The 16,491-nt window shown below is 65.0% G+C and carries 18 protein-coding genes; 13 read left to right on the forward strand and 5 right to left on the reverse strand.

The window, feature by feature from the left end:
- Window positions 1-23 precede the first annotated feature (23 nt).
- Window positions 24-1,250 (reverse strand): acyl-CoA dehydrogenase, encoded by a 1,227-nt coding sequence (locus FHG66_RS07195; protein ID WP_139076076.1) that lies wholly within the window; start codon window positions 1,248-1,250, stop codon window positions 24-26.
- Between the two features lie 191 nt (window positions 1,251-1,441).
- Between FHG66_RS07195 and FHG66_RS07200 the strand changes: the two genes are divergently transcribed.
- The 5 genes from FHG66_RS07200 (at window position 1,442) to FHG66_RS07220 (ending at window position 6,878) form a co-directional block, all read left to right on the forward strand.
- On the forward strand, window positions 1,442-1,903 hold the full coding sequence (locus FHG66_RS07200; protein ID WP_139076077.1) for a peptidase S1: 462 nt from the start codon (window positions 1,442-1,444) through the stop codon (window positions 1,901-1,903).
- A 181-nt stretch (window positions 1,904-2,084) separates the two neighbouring features.
- A complete protein-coding gene (locus FHG66_RS07205; protein WP_139076078.1) occupies window positions 2,085-4,436 on the forward strand; it encodes an OmpA family protein in 2,352 nt (783 codons plus the stop codon).
- Between the two features lie 96 nt (window positions 4,437-4,532).
- The gene (locus tag FHG66_RS07210; protein ID WP_139076079.1) at window positions 4,533-4,892 is read left to right on the forward strand and encodes a HesB/IscA family protein; all 360 of its coding nucleotides are present in this window, start codon (window positions 4,533-4,535) and stop codon (window positions 4,890-4,892) included.
- 58 nt (window positions 4,893-4,950) lie between these two features.
- Window positions 4,951-5,715 carry a triose-phosphate isomerase gene (gene tpiA, locus FHG66_RS07215; protein WP_139076080.1) on the forward strand — a complete coding sequence of 255 codons (765 nt, stop codon included), beginning with the start codon at window positions 4,951-4,953 and terminating at the stop codon, window positions 5,713-5,715.
- Window positions 5,715-6,878 carry a cytochrome P450 gene (locus tag FHG66_RS07220; RefSeq protein WP_139076081.1) on the forward strand — a complete coding sequence of 388 codons (1,164 nt, stop codon included), beginning with the start codon at window positions 5,715-5,717 and terminating at the stop codon, window positions 6,876-6,878. The genes tpiA and FHG66_RS07220 overlap by 1 nt, the downstream gene beginning before the upstream one ends.
- A gap of 45 nt (window positions 6,879-6,923) precedes the next feature.
- Here FHG66_RS07220 and FHG66_RS07225 read toward each other — a convergent pair whose 3' ends face one another.
- Window positions 6,924-7,385: an Lrp/AsnC family transcriptional regulator gene (locus FHG66_RS07225; RefSeq protein ID WP_139076082.1), complete on the reverse strand. Its 462-nt coding sequence runs from the start codon at window positions 7,383-7,385 to the stop codon at window positions 6,924-6,926.
- Between the two features lie 147 nt (window positions 7,386-7,532).
- On the opposite strand from FHG66_RS07225, the gene cysG reads away from it, so the two are divergent.
- The 6 genes from cysG to FHG66_RS07255 all read left to right on the forward strand — a co-directional run bounded on the left by cysG (window position 7,533) and on the right by FHG66_RS07255 (window position 13,021).
- Complete coding sequence (gene cysG / locus FHG66_RS07230; RefSeq protein ID WP_139076083.1) at window positions 7,533-8,930, forward strand: siroheme synthase CysG; 1,398 nt, start codon at window positions 7,533-7,535, stop codon at window positions 8,928-8,930.
- Window positions 8,927-9,265 (forward strand): DUF2849 domain-containing protein, encoded by a 339-nt coding sequence (locus FHG66_RS07235; RefSeq protein WP_139076084.1) that lies wholly within the window; start codon window positions 8,927-8,929, stop codon window positions 9,263-9,265. The genes cysG and FHG66_RS07235 overlap by 4 nt, the downstream gene beginning before the upstream one ends.
- Window positions 9,265-10,935, forward strand: coding sequence for a nitrite/sulfite reductase (locus FHG66_RS07240; RefSeq protein ID WP_139076085.1), 1,671 nt, complete (start codon window positions 9,265-9,267; stop codon window positions 10,933-10,935). The genes FHG66_RS07235 and FHG66_RS07240 overlap by 1 nt, the downstream gene beginning before the upstream one ends.
- The gene (locus tag FHG66_RS07245) at window positions 10,925-11,707 is read left to right on the forward strand and encodes a phosphoadenylyl-sulfate reductase (protein WP_139076086.1); all 783 of its coding nucleotides are present in this window, start codon (window positions 10,925-10,927) and stop codon (window positions 11,705-11,707) included. Before FHG66_RS07240 ends, FHG66_RS07245 begins: the two co-directional genes overlap by 11 nt.
- A gap of 11 nt (window positions 11,708-11,718) precedes the next feature.
- Window positions 11,719-12,132 carry a DUF934 domain-containing protein gene (locus tag FHG66_RS07250; RefSeq protein ID WP_139076087.1) on the forward strand — a complete coding sequence of 138 codons (414 nt, stop codon included), beginning with the start codon at window positions 11,719-11,721 and terminating at the stop codon, window positions 12,130-12,132.
- Window positions 12,133-12,196: 64 nt separating this feature from the next.
- Window positions 12,197-13,021 (forward strand): ferredoxin--NADP reductase, encoded by an 825-nt coding sequence (locus tag FHG66_RS07255; protein WP_139076088.1) that lies wholly within the window; start codon window positions 12,197-12,199, stop codon window positions 13,019-13,021.
- 184 nt (window positions 13,022-13,205) lie between these two features.
- On the opposite strand, the gene FHG66_RS07260 is transcribed toward FHG66_RS07255, so the two are convergent.
- The gene (locus tag FHG66_RS07260) at window positions 13,206-14,285 is read right to left on the reverse strand and encodes a hypothetical protein (protein WP_139076089.1); all 1,080 of its coding nucleotides are present in this window, start codon (window positions 14,283-14,285) and stop codon (window positions 13,206-13,208) included.
- 220 nt (window positions 14,286-14,505) lie between these two features.
- Here FHG66_RS07260 and infC point away from each other — a divergent pair, with 220 nt between their 5' ends.
- Together infC and FHG66_RS07270 are read left to right on the forward strand one after the other, a co-directional pair.
- Complete coding sequence (gene infC / locus FHG66_RS07265) at window positions 14,506-15,021, forward strand: translation initiation factor IF-3 (protein ID WP_246082500.1); 516 nt, start codon at window positions 14,506-14,508, stop codon at window positions 15,019-15,021.
- Window positions 15,022-15,124: 103 nt separating this feature from the next.
- Entirely contained in the window at window positions 15,125-15,583 is a 459-nt protein-coding gene (locus tag FHG66_RS07270; protein ID WP_139076091.1) for an NUDIX hydrolase, read from the forward strand.
- 24 nt (window positions 15,584-15,607) lie between these two features.
- Here the strand turns inward: FHG66_RS07270 and FHG66_RS07275 are convergent, their stop codons facing one another.
- Together FHG66_RS07275 and FHG66_RS07280 are read right to left on the reverse strand one after the other, a co-directional pair.
- Window positions 15,608-15,970, reverse strand: a complete 363-nt coding sequence (locus tag FHG66_RS07275; RefSeq protein WP_139076092.1) for an SUF system Fe-S cluster assembly protein — start codon at window positions 15,968-15,970, stop codon at window positions 15,608-15,610.
- Between the two features lie 76 nt (window positions 15,971-16,046).
- Window positions 16,047-16,478 (reverse strand): hypothetical protein, encoded by a 432-nt coding sequence (locus tag FHG66_RS07280; protein WP_139076093.1) that lies wholly within the window; start codon window positions 16,476-16,478, stop codon window positions 16,047-16,049.
- Window positions 16,479-16,491: the final 13 nt, after the last annotated feature.

A 16,491-nucleotide genomic window follows, 5' to 3' on the forward strand; every position in this document is an offset into this window, starting at 1 on the left:
CTCACGCGTGGTCGCTGTTCACCCTACTGGAAGGCCTGCAACCCGGTCTGTGCCCGTCCCAGGATGAGCGCGTGCACGTCATGCGTCCCCTCGTAGGTATTGACCGTTTCAAGGTTGATCATGTGGCGCATCACCGGAAAGGCGTCGGAAATGCCGTTGCCCCCCAACATGTCCCGTGCAGCGCGGGCCACGTCGAGCGCCTTGCCGCAGTTATTGCGCTTCATGAGCGAGATCGCCTCGGGCGAGGCGTGGCCCGCCTCCATGAGGCGACCAAGGGCCAGGGCGCCCTGAAGGCCTAGGGCGATCTCGGTCTGCATGTCGGCCAGCTTTTTCTGGTAGAGCTGCGTTCCGGCGAGGGGCTTGCCAAACTGCTTGCGGTCGAGCCCGTACTGGAGCGCGGTGTGCCAGCAAGCCTCGGCCGCGCCCATCACGCCCCAACTGATGCCATAGCGGGCGCGGTTGAGGCAGCCGAAGGGACCCTTGAGCCCTTCGACCCCCGGAAGGAGGGCGTCCTCGGACACTTCGACGTCCTCCATCACGATCTGTCCCGTGACGGACGCTCGCAACGACAGCTTCCCGCCGATCTTGGGCGCGGACAGTCCCTTGGTGCCCTTGTCCAGCACGAAGCCCCGGATCTTCCCGTCATGAGCTTCCGACTTGGCCCACACGACGAAGACATCGGCCAAAGGCGCGTTGCTGATCCAGGTCTTGGTGCCATTGAGCAGGTATCCACCCGCCGTCCTGCGCGCCGTTGTGCGCATCCCGCCCGGATCGCTGCCGGCGTCGGGCTCGGTCAGGCCAAAGCAGCCGATCGCCCGGCCCGATGCCAGCGGGGGCAGGTACCTGGCCCTTTGTGCATCCGATCCGTAGGCGTGGATGGGGTACATGACCAGCGACGACTGAACCGACATCATGGAGCGATAGCCCGAGTCGACGCGCTCCACCTCCCTCGCCACCAGACCGTAGGACACGTATCCCGCGCCCAAGCCTCCATGCTCCTCGGGGATGGTGATGCCGAGCAGCCCGGCTTCTCCCATTTCGGCAAAGATGGCCGGATCGGCGGTTTCCTCGTGGTAGGCCTGCTGGACCCGGGGAGAGAGGCGCGCTTCGGCGAACTGGCGGGCAGCGTCCCGCAGCATCCGCTCATCCTCGGTCAACTGGTCTTCCAGGCGGAGGGGGTCGGCCCAGTCGAAGGAGGATAGGCCGGGGCCATGGCCCGAGGACACGACGATGCGGGTGGTCTCGTTCATGGCTGGGTCTCCTCTTGCGGCGTCTCTAGGGTAGGTCCGCGCCGCTGCCGCCGCAATGCCGCCACAGGATGGCCGCAGGGTCTGGTTTTCCTGACCAAGGCGTTCGAATCGTTGACGGATCAAGCGGCAGCGCCGCAAGGATCCGCCATTCGACGACGTAAGGGAACGTCGCCGGGTTTCAGGAGATTGAGATGACCAATTTGATGACTGCCGCCGCGGCTCTGTTCGTGGTGGCCGCCCCGGCGTTCGCATGCCCCGACTGGGAAGGCGCGCCGCATTTCGGGCAGATCGACCTACAGGCTGGTTTCGCTCCGGACCCTTATGTCCGCAACATCACGGCGGGTGGGACGACCAGCATCCAGGGATGCGGCGGGTCGGGTTGGGCCGGTTTCGTGACGGCGCGCCCAGACTTCGATCTCTATTGGAACGGAGCGTCGGCAAAGATGACCATCGCCGTCCAAGCCAGCGCGGATGCGGTGCTGCTTGTGAACGCGCCCGACGGGACCTGGTACTACAACGACGACAGCAGCGGGTCGAACCCGGCCATCACCTTCGCCAATCCCCAGCAGGGCCTCTACGACATCTGGATCGGCAGCTACGACGGTTCGCGCCGCAATCCGGGCCAACTGATCATCACCGAACTCAACTACTAAGGGAGGGGGCAGGGCGCGTGCAACTGCATGTCCCTGCCATTCCCCCGAGGGTTATGCGCTTCTGGGCGCGTGTTATTGCCTATCCTGCCCTGGGAAACCAACTGGGCCAACATGCGTTGATCGCGGAATGCGGCCCGCCCTTCCTCGGGTCGGGCCCCCGTCCGCCCGGAGGAAGGACCTCATGACCAAACGACCCATCCGCGCCACCACGGCGCTGGCTGCCTCGCTGTCCCTCATCCTGCCCCAGGTGTCCCTCGTGCCGCAGGCGCAGGCGCAAGAGCGCGTCAGGCTGTGCCTCGACCTCTCCGAGCCGCCCTGCCCGCAAGGCGAGCCCCGGCGCGGCACCCCCCACGTCCTGAACCCGGACGGCAGCATCGAGCCCGTGGGCCGCGGCCAGAGGGGACGAGCCGAGGAGGAGCAACAGGGCAACGGGGACGCCGCCGAGGCCGAGGCCCGGGCTGCCGAGGAGGCTCAGGCGGAAGCCGAGGCCGAAGCCATCGAGCAGGAGGCTGAGGTCGCCGAAGAGGACGAGGCTGAGGCCCAGGCCCGCGAGGAGGCACAGGCCGAGGCCGAACGGCGGGCTCGCGAGGATGCGGAGGCGGAAGCCGAGGCTGCGGCCGAGGCGGAAGCGCGGGCCCAGCAGGAGGCTGAAGCTCAGGCCGAAGCCGAGGCCCAAGCCCGCGCCGAGGAGGAAGCGCGGGCCCAGGAGGATGCCGAAGCCGAGGCGGAAGCGCAGGCCGAGGCGGAGGCCGCGGCCGAAGCCGAACAACGGGCCGAGAGGGAAGCCGAGGAGCAGGCTGCAGCCGAAGCCGCTGCGGAAGCGGAGGCCGAGGCCGAAGCCGAAGCCCGCGCCCAGGAGGAAGCCGAGGCCGAGGCCCGCGAAGCAGTCGAAGCAGAAGCCCTGGCCCAGGAAGAAGCCGAGGCCGAGGCCCGGGCGCAGGACGATGCCGAAGCCCGTGCCCTTGAGGAGGCAGAGGCCGAAGCCCGTGCTGTGGAAGAAGCCGACGCTCAAGCTCAGGAAGAAGCGGAAGCCCGCGCCCTTGAGGAAGCTGAGGCCGAAGCTCGCGCCCAAGACGAGGCCGAGGCTGCCCGGCGCGCCGAGGATGAAGCTGCGGCCGACGCGGAAGCGCGCGCTCAGGCCGAGAGCGAGGCTGAACAGCAGGCCATAGAGGAAGCGGAAGCCGAAGTCAGGGCACAGGAGGAGGCTGCGGCCGAGGCCGAGGTGGACGCCGAAGCCCAAGCGCAGGCCGAGGACGAGCGGCGGGCCATCGAAGCCGCTGAAGCCGAGGCTCGTGCCGCGGAGGAGGCCGACGCCGAGGCTCGGGGCGAAAGCGAAGAGCGCGCCCAGTCCGAGGCCGAAGCCGAGGCGGCTGCCGCTCTGGACGAGGCTGCCCGTGCGGAGGCCGAAGCCATCGCCGCACAGGAGGACGCTCTGCGGGAACAGGAGGCGGAGGCCCAGGCCGAAGCGGGTGGCGATGAGGCGGAAGCCCGTGCCGAAGCAGGCGATGCCGAAGTGGAGGTCGAGACGATCTCCGGAGACGACATCCGCTCGGCGACCGAAGATTTCGAGACCAGCGTCACCGGCGAGGAACGAGAAGCCGCCCGAGCTGAGGAGGATGACGGCGACGATGGCCTGAGCGATCTTGAAAAGATCCTACTGCTGGGACTGGGCGCCGCTACGGTCGGTGCGCTCCTGAACAACGGTCAGGAGGTCGTGTCGAACTCGGGCGACCGGGTGGTCACCCGCAATGATACGACGGGTGACTACGAAGTCTACCGGGACGATGATGCGATCCTCCGCCAGGCCGGATCCACAGTGCGGACCGAAACCTTCTCGGACGGCTCGACGCGCACCATCCTTGAACGCGAGGACGGCACGAGGGTCGTGACCATCCGCGACTCCACGGGTCGAGTGCTCCGCCGCGCCAGGGTTCTTGCCGACGGCACCCAGATCCAGCTGTTCGACGACCTCGGTGACGTGGAACCTGTGGATGTCACCACCCTGGTCGATGAGGCGCCTCCGCCGGTCGTGGTGTCCTCACAGGACTTGAACGTCGCCGAACTTCGGGCGCTTTTGGAGGAGGAGCCGGTCTACGATCCGGGTCGGAGCTTCTCCCTTCGTCAGATCAGGGAAATCTCGGCCGTGCGGAATCTCGTTCCGGCCATCGACCTTGACGCCGTGACGTTCGCCAGCGGGTCGGCGGCCATTCCAGGCGATCAGCTCACGGATCTCGTGCAGATGGGGATCCTGATCGAGGATGCGTTGGAGGCCAATCCGGGTGAGGTTTTCCTTGTGGAAGGACATACCGACGCGGTGGGATCGGAGGCCTACAACCTCGCGCTGTCCGACCGCCGAGCCGAATCGGTGGCCTTGGCCTTGACCGAGAACTTCGACATCCCGCCCGAGAACTTGGTCGTGCAAGGTTATGGAGAAGAGTTCCTGAAGGTGCGAACCGAGGCGGACGAAGAAGAGAATCGGCGTGCCACGATCCGGCGGATTACGCCCTTGCTGAACATCGCATCGGCCGAGTAGCCGAATCTCGAACTATCGATAGGGGGCTGCCTTGGCGGCCCCCTTTTCACATCCGCCATCAGCCCTTATCTTTGAGGTTCACCCAGGAGGCTCCCGATGTTTTCGATCCCCGGAAAGCAGGCCGTGACCATGACGCCCGCCGCTGCCACGCAGATCGCCCGCATGATGCAGCGCGAGGGTCGTCAGGGGCTGCGCGTCGGCATCAAGAAGGGCGGTTGCGCAGGCATGGAGTACACCATGGACTGGGCCGACGCTGTCAATCCGCTGGACGAGGTCGTGGAGCAGGATGGCGCGCGGGTGATGATCGCCCCCATGGCTCAGATGTTCCTTATCGGAACGGAAATCCACTACGAGACCGGCCTCCTGGAAGCCGGATTTAAGTTCCGCAACCCCAACGTGGTGGACGCCTGCGGCTGCGGCGAGTCGATCAAGTTCGCGGAGCCTGTCGCCCGCTAAAGCCTTCCCGGTCAGGGATGCGACTGCTAAGTCCCTTGCGCCAACAGGAGGGATCGGGATGCGCCGCAGACTTGCCGCCGGGAACTGGAAGATGAACGGGACAGCCGCGAGCCTGTCGGAGATGGATGCCCTGATCGAGGCGCATCTGTCCCCCAGCGTGGAGATCCTCTTGTGCCCCCCTGCGACACTGATCGCCGCCATGGCGTCGCGCAAGGGTCAGCATCCGCTGGCCGTGGGCGGGCAAGACTGTCACGCCGCCGCGTCAGGCGCCCATACAGGTGACCTCTCGGCCCAACAGTTCAAGGACGCGGGGGCCACTTTCGTGCTCGTCGGCCACTCCGAGCGGCGGACCGATCACCGCGAAACCGACGATGTGGTCGCAGGCAAGGCGCGAGCCGCGCACGCGGCCGGCCTCGTGGCCGTGATCTGCCTGGGCGAAACGCTGGCCGAGCGCGAAGCGGGGCAGACCCTGGACGTCGTGGGACGACAACTCGACAACAGCGTGCCGGACGGAGCCACCGGCTTGAACACCGTCGTCGCCTATGAGCCGGTCTGGGCCATCGGGACGGGGCTCACCCCGACCAGCGAACAGATTGGCGAGGTTCACGAGTTCATGCGATCGCGGCTGTCGGCCCGCTTCGGCGCGGATGGCGCATACTTCCGGCTGCTTTATGGCGGCAGCGTGAAGCCTTCGAACGCTACTGAGATTTTCGCCATTCCCGACGTGGACGGAGCTTTGGTGGGCGGCGCCAGCCTGAAGGCCGCGGATTTTTCCCCCATCGTGACGGCGCTGGAACAGGCGGCGGACATGGATCTTCCCTGATGCTGCGCTTGACGCAGTCACCGACCGAACCGGCCTTCGTCCAGGATCCCTACGCATTCTACGACCGGGCTCGTGAAAGCGGGGACCTCTTCTTTTGGGAGGATTACGGTCTGGTCTGCGCGACGTCGCATCGTGCGGTGTCCACCCTGCTTCGCGACCGCCGGCTTGGTCGCGAAGCTCCGGCCGAGATGGCGCCGGACCATCCTCCTCACACACGGCCCTTCTATGACATCGAGGCGCACTCGATGCTGGAACTCGAGCCTCCCCGGCACACCCGGCTCCGAGGGCTCGTGCTGCGGGCCTTTACCTCGCGACGCATCAGCGCCTTGGCCCCCGAGATTGCGGTGCTCTGCAATCAGCTGATCGACGATTTCCCGAATGGGGCGTTTGACCTTCTGGACGCATATGGGCGCATCATTCCCGTGGTCATCATCACGCGCCTTCTCGGGGTGCCGGAGGACCGGGCAGGAGACCTGCTGGGCTGGTCGAATGCGATGGTCGCGATGTACCAGGCCCGCCGATCGCGGGCCATCGAGGATGCCGCGGTCGATGCGGCGCTGGCCTTCCGTGGCTTCATCGCGGACACTATCGCCGAGCGGCGAATGCAGCCGGGCGACGACCTGCTGACGCATCTGATCGCAGCCGAGGAGGGTGGTGACAGGCTTTCGCTCGACGAACTGGTGACAACCTGCATCCTTCTTCTCAATGCCGGTCACGAAGCCACGGTGCATACCATCGGGAATGGCGTGAAGCTGCTTCTCGAGCGGGATCTCCGGTCCGTGGATGCCGCTGTCGTCGAGGAAATCCTTCGGTTCGACCCCCCGCTCCACATGTTCACCCGCTGGGTCTACGAGGATGTCGAACTCTTCGATCATGTCTTCCGGCGTGGGGATCAGGTGTCTTGCCTCTTGGCTGCCGCCAATCGGGATCCGGCGGCGTATGTCGATCCCGCCAGCTTTCAGGCAAGGCGGCAGGGTCCGGCAAATACCGCGTTTGGCGGCGGTATTCATTTCTGCGTAGGCGCTCCGCTGGCTCGTCTGGAACTGGAGATCGGACTGAGATCCCTGTTCGAGCGGCGGCCGCGTCTGCGACTGGCCGAGCCTCCTCGCTATGCCGACGTCTATCATTTCCACGGGCTCGAACGGCTGATGGTCGAAGGGTAGGGGCATCCCTGCCCAGCAGTGCGGAGCACCCGAGCACGGATGTCCTTACAAGGGCAGTGCCACCGTGCTCTTGATCTCCTCCATGGAAAGCAGGGCCGTGACGTTGTAGATCCGGACCTCGGAGATGAGCGCTTGGTAGAACTGGTCGTACGCCCTCGCGTTCTTCACGCGGACCTTAAGGATGTAGTCGATATCTCCGGCCAAGCGATGGGCCTCCTGCACCTCGGGACGGGCTCTCAGGGTCGCCAGGAACTTGCGCTGCCATTCGGCCTCGTGCTCGCTAGTCCGGATGAGGACGAAGAAGGTCGCCTCGAAACCCAAAGCCTCAGCGTCCAGCATGACCGTCTGCTGGCCGATGATCCCGGCCTCCCGCATGCGTTTGATGCGATTCCAAACGGGCGTCTTGGACGAGCCGACCGCGCGGGCGATCTCGTCCAGCGACCGGCCCGCATCGGCCTGTAGCTCCCGCAGGATTTTCCGGTCGGTGTCGTCGGGCTGGAACGTCATCCTTTTCCCCTAGTCATCTTGGAACAAAAGCCTCTCAAGCTGGCAGCCCCGAAACGATCGTCCTTTTCCGTGGACCGGCATAGCGTATTTCCGGAACGAAGTTCTATATTGCTTCGACAGGCGCAGGGTCTGTGACGGAGTTGGCCTATGCAGCACTTCCCGGTCTTCATGGCGGTCAAGGGACGTCGTATCGTCGTCTCGGGCGGCGGGGATGCGGCCGTGGCAAAGCTGCGCCTCCTGCTCAAGACCGATGCCCGGCTTGAGGTCTATGCCACCGATCCCGATCCCGAGGTCGTGCAGTGGGGACTGGAAGGCCGGCTGACGCTCTGCCGCCGTCATATCGAGGCGTCCGACGTCATGGGGGCCGTTCTGGCCTATGGCGCGGACGAGGATGATCTAGCCGACGCCCGTCTTGCCGCCTATGCCGTGGAGGCACGGGTCCCCCACAACATCGTCGATAATCTCAACGACTCCGCGTTCATCACCCCTGCCATCGTGGATCGCGATCCGGTCGTGGTCGCAATCGGGACCGAAGGCGCGGCTCCGGTGCTGGCCCGGTCGATCAAGTCGGACCTTGAAGCGCGGCTTCCGTCCTCGCTGGGGTTCCTGACCCGCATCGGCCGTTCTTTCCGGCATGCGGCCGAGCAGCTGCCGTTCGGACGCAGGCGGCGCGACTTCTGGGCCGACTACTATGGCCAGGTCGGGCCGCAGGCTTTTGCGAAGGGCGGCGAGGATGCCGTGGCGCCGGCTCTGGCACAACTCCTGGCGGACCACCTGAGCCAGACACCCAGGAAAGGGCACGTCGACTTCGTGGGCTCGGGGCCAGGCGATCCGGATCTGCTCACCGTTAGAGCGCGCAGGGCTCTCGATGCGGCGGATGTGGTGTTTCATGATCGGCTGGTGACGCCCGCGATCCTCGACCTTGCCCGCCGCGAGGCGACGATTATCGATGCGGGCAAGGAAGGCTTCGGCCCGTCCATGCCTCAGGCCGACATCGATGCCCTTATTGTGACGCACGCGAGGAAAGGCCGCCATGTCGTCCGACTCAAGTCCGGCGACCCCACGGTCTTCGGCCGTCTGGACGAGGAGGTTGAGGCCTGCGTGTCCGCAGGCGTGTCCTTCGCCATCGTTCCCGGTATCACAGCGGCGTCGGCTGCTGTCGCGACCATTGGCCAAAGCCTGACCAAGCGGGGCCGCAATGCCTCGGTCCGGCTGCTGACCGGACACGACATGGCGGGCTTCGCCGATCATGACTGGAAGGCGCTGGCCCGTCCCGGAGAGGTGGCCGCCATCTACATGGGCAAGCGGTCCGCCCGATTCGTGCAAGGCCGTCTCCTGATGCATGGTTGCGACCCGCAGACCCCCGTCACGGTCGTCGAGAATGCCTCGCGCGCCGATCAGCGGATCCTTTCGACCAACCTGGCCGAAATGGAGCCTGCGATGTCGGACGCGGCGCTTGACGGGCCCGCCCTGACCTTTATTGGCTTGGCGCCTCGCGCCAGCCAAGCCGTCGTTCGAACCCTTGTCCAGGAGGCCGTGTCATGAGCCGCCGATTCACTCCGAAAGTCATCTCCGCCAATGATCTCATCGAGGGCGATGCCGTCTGGTTGACCGAGGATGACCGCTGGACTCGCGACATGGCCCAGGCCGAATTGATCGAGGACGAAGCCCACGCAGCCATTCGGCTCCTGTTCGCCAAGGGTCAGCCAAGCGTCGTGGTGGGCGCGGAACTGGTGGACGCGGTGGCGGGTGCCGACGGGCCGGTTCCGGTTCACTTCCGTGAGGCGTTCCGCACCCACGGCCCCACCAACTACAACCTGGGCAAGCGAGCCGAAGGGTTCCGCCCGCGCGGCCACATCCCGGGCAACGAGGCACTCTGATGTATCAGTACAACGAATTCGACGAGGCCTTCGTCCGCTCGCGCGTGGCCCAGTTCCGCAGTCAGGTCGAGCGCCGCATCGATGGATCGCTGACCGAGGACGAGTTCCGGCCGCTGCGGCTGATGAACGGCCTCTATCTGCAGCTCCACGCCTATATGCTTCGGGTGGCCATCCCTTATGGCACGCTCAGTTCCTCGCAGATGCGGCAACTGGCGATGATCGCTGAACGCTGGGACAAGGGCTACGGCCACTTCACCACCCGGCAGAACATCCAGTTCAACTGGCCGCGTCTCAAGGACGTGCCAGACATCCTCGACGCGCTCGCGGATGTGGGGATGCACGCTATCCAGACCTCGGGCAACTGCGTGCGGAACGTCACCGCCGATCACTTTGCCGCCGCCGCTGCGGACGAGATCGCGGACCCGCGCCCCATCGCGGAGCTGCTGCGCGAGTGGTCCACCGACCACCCGGAATTCCAGTTCCTGCCCCGCAAGTTCAAGATCGCGATCACCGGATCGCCGAACGACCGTGCGGTCACCCGTTCCCATGACATCGGGCTGCGGATGGTGCGGAACGACGCGGGCGAGCCCGGGTTCGAGGTGCTGGTGGGCGGTGGCCTTGGTCGGACGCCGATGCTTGCCCAGGTGATCCGGGACTTCCTGCCGCAAGCCGACCTGCTGCCTTACATCGAGGCGATCCTGGGCGCGTACAACCTCAAGGGCCGGCGCGACAACAAGTACAAGGCGCGCATCAAGATCACCGTGTTCGAGAACGGGCTCGATGCCTTCAAGGCCGACGTGGAAGAGCGTTTCGCGCGTCTTCGGTCTCAGTGGAGCGGCGCCGATCAGGAGATCCTGAAAGGCATCGAGGCGCAGTTCGCGCCTCCTGCATTCCGCAACGCGCCAACCGACGAGTATGAAACCGTGCGGGCCACGAACCCGGTCTTCCGCGCTTGGACGGACGTCAACCTCCATCCGCACAAGGTGGATGGCTACGCGATCGTGTCCATCTCGCTCAAGAAGCATGGCGCGACGCCGGGGGATGCCACGGCTGACCAGATGCGCGTGATGGCCGACCTTGCGGACCGCTATGGCCATGGCGAGCTGCGCGTCTCGCACGAGCAGAACATCATCCTGCCGCACGTGCACAAGTCGGATCTGCCGGCGGTGTGGGCGATCTTGCGCGAGGCGGATCTCGCCACGGCGAACATCGGCCTCGTATCGGACATCATCGCCTGCCCTGGGATGGACTACTGCGCCCTGGCGACGGCCCGGTCTATTCCCATCGCGCAGCAGATCGCCACGCGCTTCGAGGAGTTGCAGGTCGAGCACGAGGTGGGCCCGCTCAAGATCAAGATCTCGGGCTGCATCAATGCTTGCGGCCACCATCACGTGGGTCACATTGGCATCCTGGGTCTCGATCGGGCAGGGGTCGAGAACTATCAGGTCACTCTCGGCGGCGACGGCACCGAGACTGCTGCCATCGGCGAGAAGATGGGTCCCGGCTTCCCGGCCGAGGAGATCGTAGGCGCCATCGAGCGGCTGGTGCTCGGCTATCTGGAGATCCGGCGCGACGCCGAGGAAACCTTCCTCGAGACGTTCCGCCGGGTCGGCCCGGAGCCCTTCAAGGGCTTCCTATATGGCGGAGAGGAAACGGCGGATGCGGCCTGAACCCATCATCTCGGTCGACGCGACGCCGGTCAGCGGATCGGGCCTGAGCCCGGTCGCCGACCGGGTGGCCGAACTGAACGCCCGGTATAAGCATCACAGCGCGACCGACGTGCTGCACCATGCCGTGACCGACCCGCAGGTCGGCCGGCTTGCACTGGTTTCGTCCTTTGGGGCGGAGTCAGTGGTGCTCCTCCACATGGTAGCCGTGAAAAGCCGTGATCTGCCGGTGCTCTTCATCGACACTCAGATGCTGTTCGCGGAAACCCTGGCCTATCAACTGGAGCTGACGGAAAGGCTGCGGTTGACGAATGTCCAAGTGATTCAGGCGGATCAGGCCCAGGTTGCTGAACAGGATCCGTTCGGGCTCCTGCATCAGGGCAACACCGACGCCTGCTGCAACCTGCGCAAGACCGAGCCGCTGCAACGCGCGCTCCGGGGCTACGACGCTTGGATCACAGGACGGAAGCGCTACCAGAGCAAGACCCGGGCCGCGCTCGACTTCTTCGAGAACGAGGGTGATGTCCGGATCAAGGTGAACCCGCTGGCTCATTGGACCACCGAGGATCTTCAGGACTACATCACCGAGAACCGTCTGCCCCGGCATCCGCTGGTGGCCAAGGGGTATCCTTCGATCGGCTGTGCGCCATGTACGAGTCCCGTGAAGGATGGGGAGGATCCGCGCGCGGGCCGTTGGCGGAACTCGGGCAAGGAAGAATGCGGCATTCATTTCGTGAACGGGAAGCTTGTGCGCGGCCCCGTTGCCGCCGGCTGAGGACAGGTGCCATGACCATAATAGTGACTGATACCGGCTTCGGCGTGGACGACTTTCCCGGCGTGATCCGTCCCTTGAGCGAGATCGAAGCCATTCAAGAGGGCGACGGAGTCGAGATCGGGCCCGCCGATGATCCGCGCGCCCTTGTGGGCGTCCTTGGACAGGTTGCCCTGATCCGGGTCCGTTTTCCGGCCTTCAACGACGGACGCGGCTTCTCTCACGCGCGGGATCTGCGCAGCTTCGGCTACCATGGCCGTCTTCGCGCGGCTGGCCACGTCTTGGCGGACCAGTATGCCATGGCGCGTCGCGTAGGCTTCGACGAGGTCGAGATCGACGAGGCGCTGGCCCAGCGCCAGCCCGAGCCGCAATGGCTGGCCCGTGCCGATTGGCGCGAGAACTACTACCAAGGGCGCCTGCGCGCCTGAGACGCATTCCTTTACGTCAGATTCCCCTTATATGAGGCGCTCGACCGCGAGCGTGCGAGGACAGATGACCGATCAAAGCCCCGTCAAGGACAAGGCCGCCACCCCCGTGACCCTGCCGGATGCGCAGACGGTCACCTCCGTGAAGCACTACACCGACCGGCTGTTCGCGTTTCGCGTGACGCGGCCGCGTTCCTTGCGGTTCCGCTCGGGTGAGTTCGTCATGATCGGGCTCATGGGCGATAACGGCAAGCCCCTGCTGCGTGCCTACTCCATCGCCTCGCCCTCCTGGGACGAGGAACTGGAGTTCTATTCCATCAAGGTTCCGGATGGTCCGCTGACGTCCAAGCTCCAGCATATCCAGCCCGGAGACGAGATCATCCTTCGGCCCAAGCCCGTGGGTACCCTGGTTCATGACGCGCTGCTTCCTGGGAAGCGGCTCTGGATGTTCGCTACGGGGACCGGATTTGCGCCCTTTGCCTCACTGCTTCGCGACCCGGACACCTGGGAGAAGTACGACGAGGTGATCATGACCCACACCTGCCGTGAGGTGGCCGAACTGGCCTATGGCCGGGAAGTCGTCGAAAGCCTTAAGGACGACGAACTGATCGGCGAGTTGGTGGGCGACAAGTTGCGATACTACCCGACGACCACTCGGGAGGAGTCGGCCAAGATGGGACGGATCACCACCCTGATCGAGTCCGGGGAGGTATTTCGCGACTTGGATATCGCCCCGCTTGACCCGACCGTAGATCGGGCAATGGTCTGTGGCTCGCTCGCCTTTAACCTCGACATCAAGGCACTGCTGGAAAAGGCGGGCCTGCGTGAGGGGGCCAACAGCGATCCAGCCGAGTTCGTGGTCGAGAAGGCCTTCGTCGGCGACGGCGTCTGATCGACTGCTAGGTTAGTTGAAGTAGGGGCGTGGGATCTGATCCCGCGCCCCTTTTTCTTGTGCCTGCGGTGAGCACGTGAGCCTCGCCGGTCGGGTGATCTGAGCCGACAGCGTTCTTTACGAACGAGAAGCGCCGCCCGAAGTCCGGGCGGCGCAATGGGGCTGGAACGACCTTAGATCTTTCTCACTCGCCCGACAGGGCGCCACGGATGCGCGTCAGCACATCGGGGAGCAGCGTCGGGAAGTTCTGCGCATTCGTCAGCGCGAGTTTCAGTTGCGACTTGAGGGTCTCGTCTGCGGCAGACGCGTCGATTGCGGCGGTCACCGCCGGGACGTCCAGGTTCTCGGGGTCGAGCAAAGCATCCAAATCGGAAGCGTTCGTAGTAGCTGCTCCTTCGGTTGCGGCGTCTGCCGGTTCTGCGGACTCGGTCTCGGCAGCGCCGCCTACTTCGTCGGCCGGTTGGTCGCCTGCGGCATCTGCGGCTTCGGTTGCCTCTGCCGGCTCTTCGGGGGTCACAACCGCTTCCGGCGCATCAGCCGCTGCGTCAGTGGCGGGTTCGGCGGCAGGGGCAGCCTCTTGGGTCGTGGCACCCACCTCGGCTTCGGGAGCGGCCGGCTCTGTTGCCGTCCCATTGGCGGCGCCGTCGGTGCTGGTGACTCCGTCAGTCGGTGCTTCTGCTTCCCCTGCGCCGGTTGTGGCGTCGGTGCCTTCGGTCGCTTCGGGTTCGACTGGATCCACCTCGTCAGCGGCCTGAGGGGCATTCTCATTGGTGGTCTCAAGGCCAGGGGGCGTTTCGGAGGCGTCGGCGTTACCACTGTCCTGCGTCGAGCCGGCAGGCGCCTCGGCGTCTCCACCTTCGGTCGCCGAAGCCGCCTCGCCCGTGTCGGATGTGGTACCTTCGACCCCAGCTCCGTCGGTCTCCTCTTCGGCGGATGTAGCACCAACGCCGGCGTCCGGCTCCTCATCGGCCGGTCCCTCCTCCGCGGGCTGGCTTTCGGAGGTGTCGGCGGTCCCGGCTTCCTCCTCGGGCGCTGCAGTGGGTTCCTCACCAGCGGTGGCGGCGTCGCCGGCGCTCTCCTGGGCCGGGTTGGTCACAGCGGGCTCGACTTCGCCGCTGTCCGGGGTTGCAGCCTCGCCCTCTCCTGCGGGTTCTCCCGACGTCGCTTCGGGCTGCTCGCCGATTACAACGTCGTCGGCCCGGCTGTACATGTATGCCACTATTGCGGCTATGACGACCACGACGATGGCTATGATCCGTGTCATGACATCTGTCCCTTTTTGATGCTTGCGGAGGCGCAGAGAGCGCCCAACCTCGGTGGTGATATGTCACGATCCCGTGTGCCGGCAAAGGTTGATCGCGGGGCCGTGATGCCATCCTGGCGGGCTTGAAGAAAAGTTCGCGAAGGACTATGTTCTTGGCCGCATTCCCAGACACTGTCGAAGGACCGAAGCCATAGGACGCAGACCCCATAACGCACCACCGGTGCGTGAGACTGGCCCCCGCATCAATGAGCGCCTCCTGCGTGGAGGTGACGTCCGTCTGATCGGAGCCGACGGCGAGAATCTTGGCGTGACCTCGCCCGAACGGGCTTTGTCACTGGCTGAGGAGGCCGGGCTCGACCTGGTCGAGATCTCGCCCACGGCGGTCCCGCCCGTCTGCAAGATCATGGATTTCGGCAAGTTCAAATACGAGAACCAGAAAAAGGAAGCCGAGGCTCGCAAGAACCAGAAGGTCATCGAGATCAAGGAAGTGAAGTTCCGGCCCGGCACGGACACGCACGACTATGATGTGAAGATGCGTTCTGTGTTCAAGTTCCTTGAGGAAGGCGACAAGGTGAAGGTCACTCTGCGTTTCCGTGGTCGCGAGATGGCTCACCAGGATCTCGGCAAGGCCCTTCTCGACCGCGTTGCCGATGACGTAAAGGCCCAAGGCAAGATCGAATCGTTTCCCCGCTTGGAAGGGCGGCAGATGGTGATGATGATCGCGCCTGCCAAGTAAGGCGGACAGCAGTTTCCAGAGAACCGGGCCCGGACCTCTGTCCGGGCCTTATTCATTCCAGGCGGTCCGCTCCCGGACAGCCCTGCAAAACCGGGAGCCGTTGATGAGTGAAATCCCGGTCCGTTGCCGTGCGGTGTCTGTGGTCGCGCTGCGCCGAAAGGCGGGCAGGAACGAGGTTCTGCTGCTGCGTCGCACTGGCAGCCTGCGTGGAGAATGGTGCCAAATTGCCGGAGGCATAGAGAACGGTGAAACAGCGTGGCAAACCGCCTTGCGCGAGATGCGGGAGGAGACAGGTCTCGTGCCTCAGGCCCTCTACAGCGCTGACATCTGCGAGCAGTTCTACGAGGCTGACCAGAACTCGATCAGTCTCCTACCGGTGTTCTTGGCTATGGTGGCAGCGGATCAGTTGGTCGCTCTGAACCACGAGCACAGCGAGTTTCGATGGCTCGAATTCGACGCCGCAGTCGCTCTGGTGCCCTTCTCCGGCCAGCGATCCGTCCTGCGCCACATAGAGCGCGACTTCGCGAACGGCACCCCGAGCGAGCATCTCAGGATCTTATGAAGTCCTAGCTGACCGGGGGTGCGATCACATGAAGCCCAGTTCGAGCCGCGCCTCGTCGGACATCATCTCCATGCCCCACTGCGGCTCAAAGGTCATCTGAACGTCCACCTGCTTCACGCCTGGAAGCGCGTTGACTGCATCGGCAACCCAACCTGGCATCTCGCCCGCCACGGGGCAGCCCGGGGCCGTGAGCGTCATCACGATATCGACGACGCCCTGGTCGTCGATGCGGATGGTATAGACCAGCCCGAGGTCGAAGATGTTGACCGGTATCTCGGGGTCGAAAACCGTGCGGCAGGCCTCGACCACGCTGTCATAGAGCGGGTGCTCGATGGTGGAGGGGGCAATGAGAGGCGTACCCTCGATCTTGGCTTCGGTGAACGACATCCGCTGTCCCCGCTAAAATCCTGAGCAATCATATAAGGAATGGATGGCTCGGGGTAAAGTGCCCCGACCGTCGCACCTAGTCGGTTCCGCAGGCCCGCGCCTCTCCTCGGGCGATCAGCCGCGAGGCGGGGATGCGATGGAAGCTGCAGCTGTGGCGCCACTCCTCAAGGAACTGCCTCGCGATGCGGGGGGGATAGTAGGAGGCCATGGTCTGCGTGATCGCCTCGAACTGCATGCCTGTCATAGGAAGATCGAATGCCAATCGCGGTCCGTGGAATCCGAGCACGGCATCGTGCTCGAAGCAGGCTGTAGACAGGCCAAGATACATCGTGCAGGCGCTCAGGCATTCGCCGGATACACGCTTCTCCTGCCGGCGTGCCTCAAGGGTTCCGATCTCGATGACGCGCAAGGCCACCGAACCTCCCCGATCCCGCAAGGGGCTGCGATCGGCATCGTCCTGGACGTCCGCGCAGGCGAACAGGCAGAGAAGGGCGGCAAGACGGGCCAACGGCGAACTCCCG

Source organism: Rubellimicrobium rubrum (assembly GCF_006152115.1).
Lineage (GTDB): Bacteria > Pseudomonadota > Alphaproteobacteria > Rhodobacterales > Rhodobacteraceae > Rubellimicrobium > Rubellimicrobium rubrum.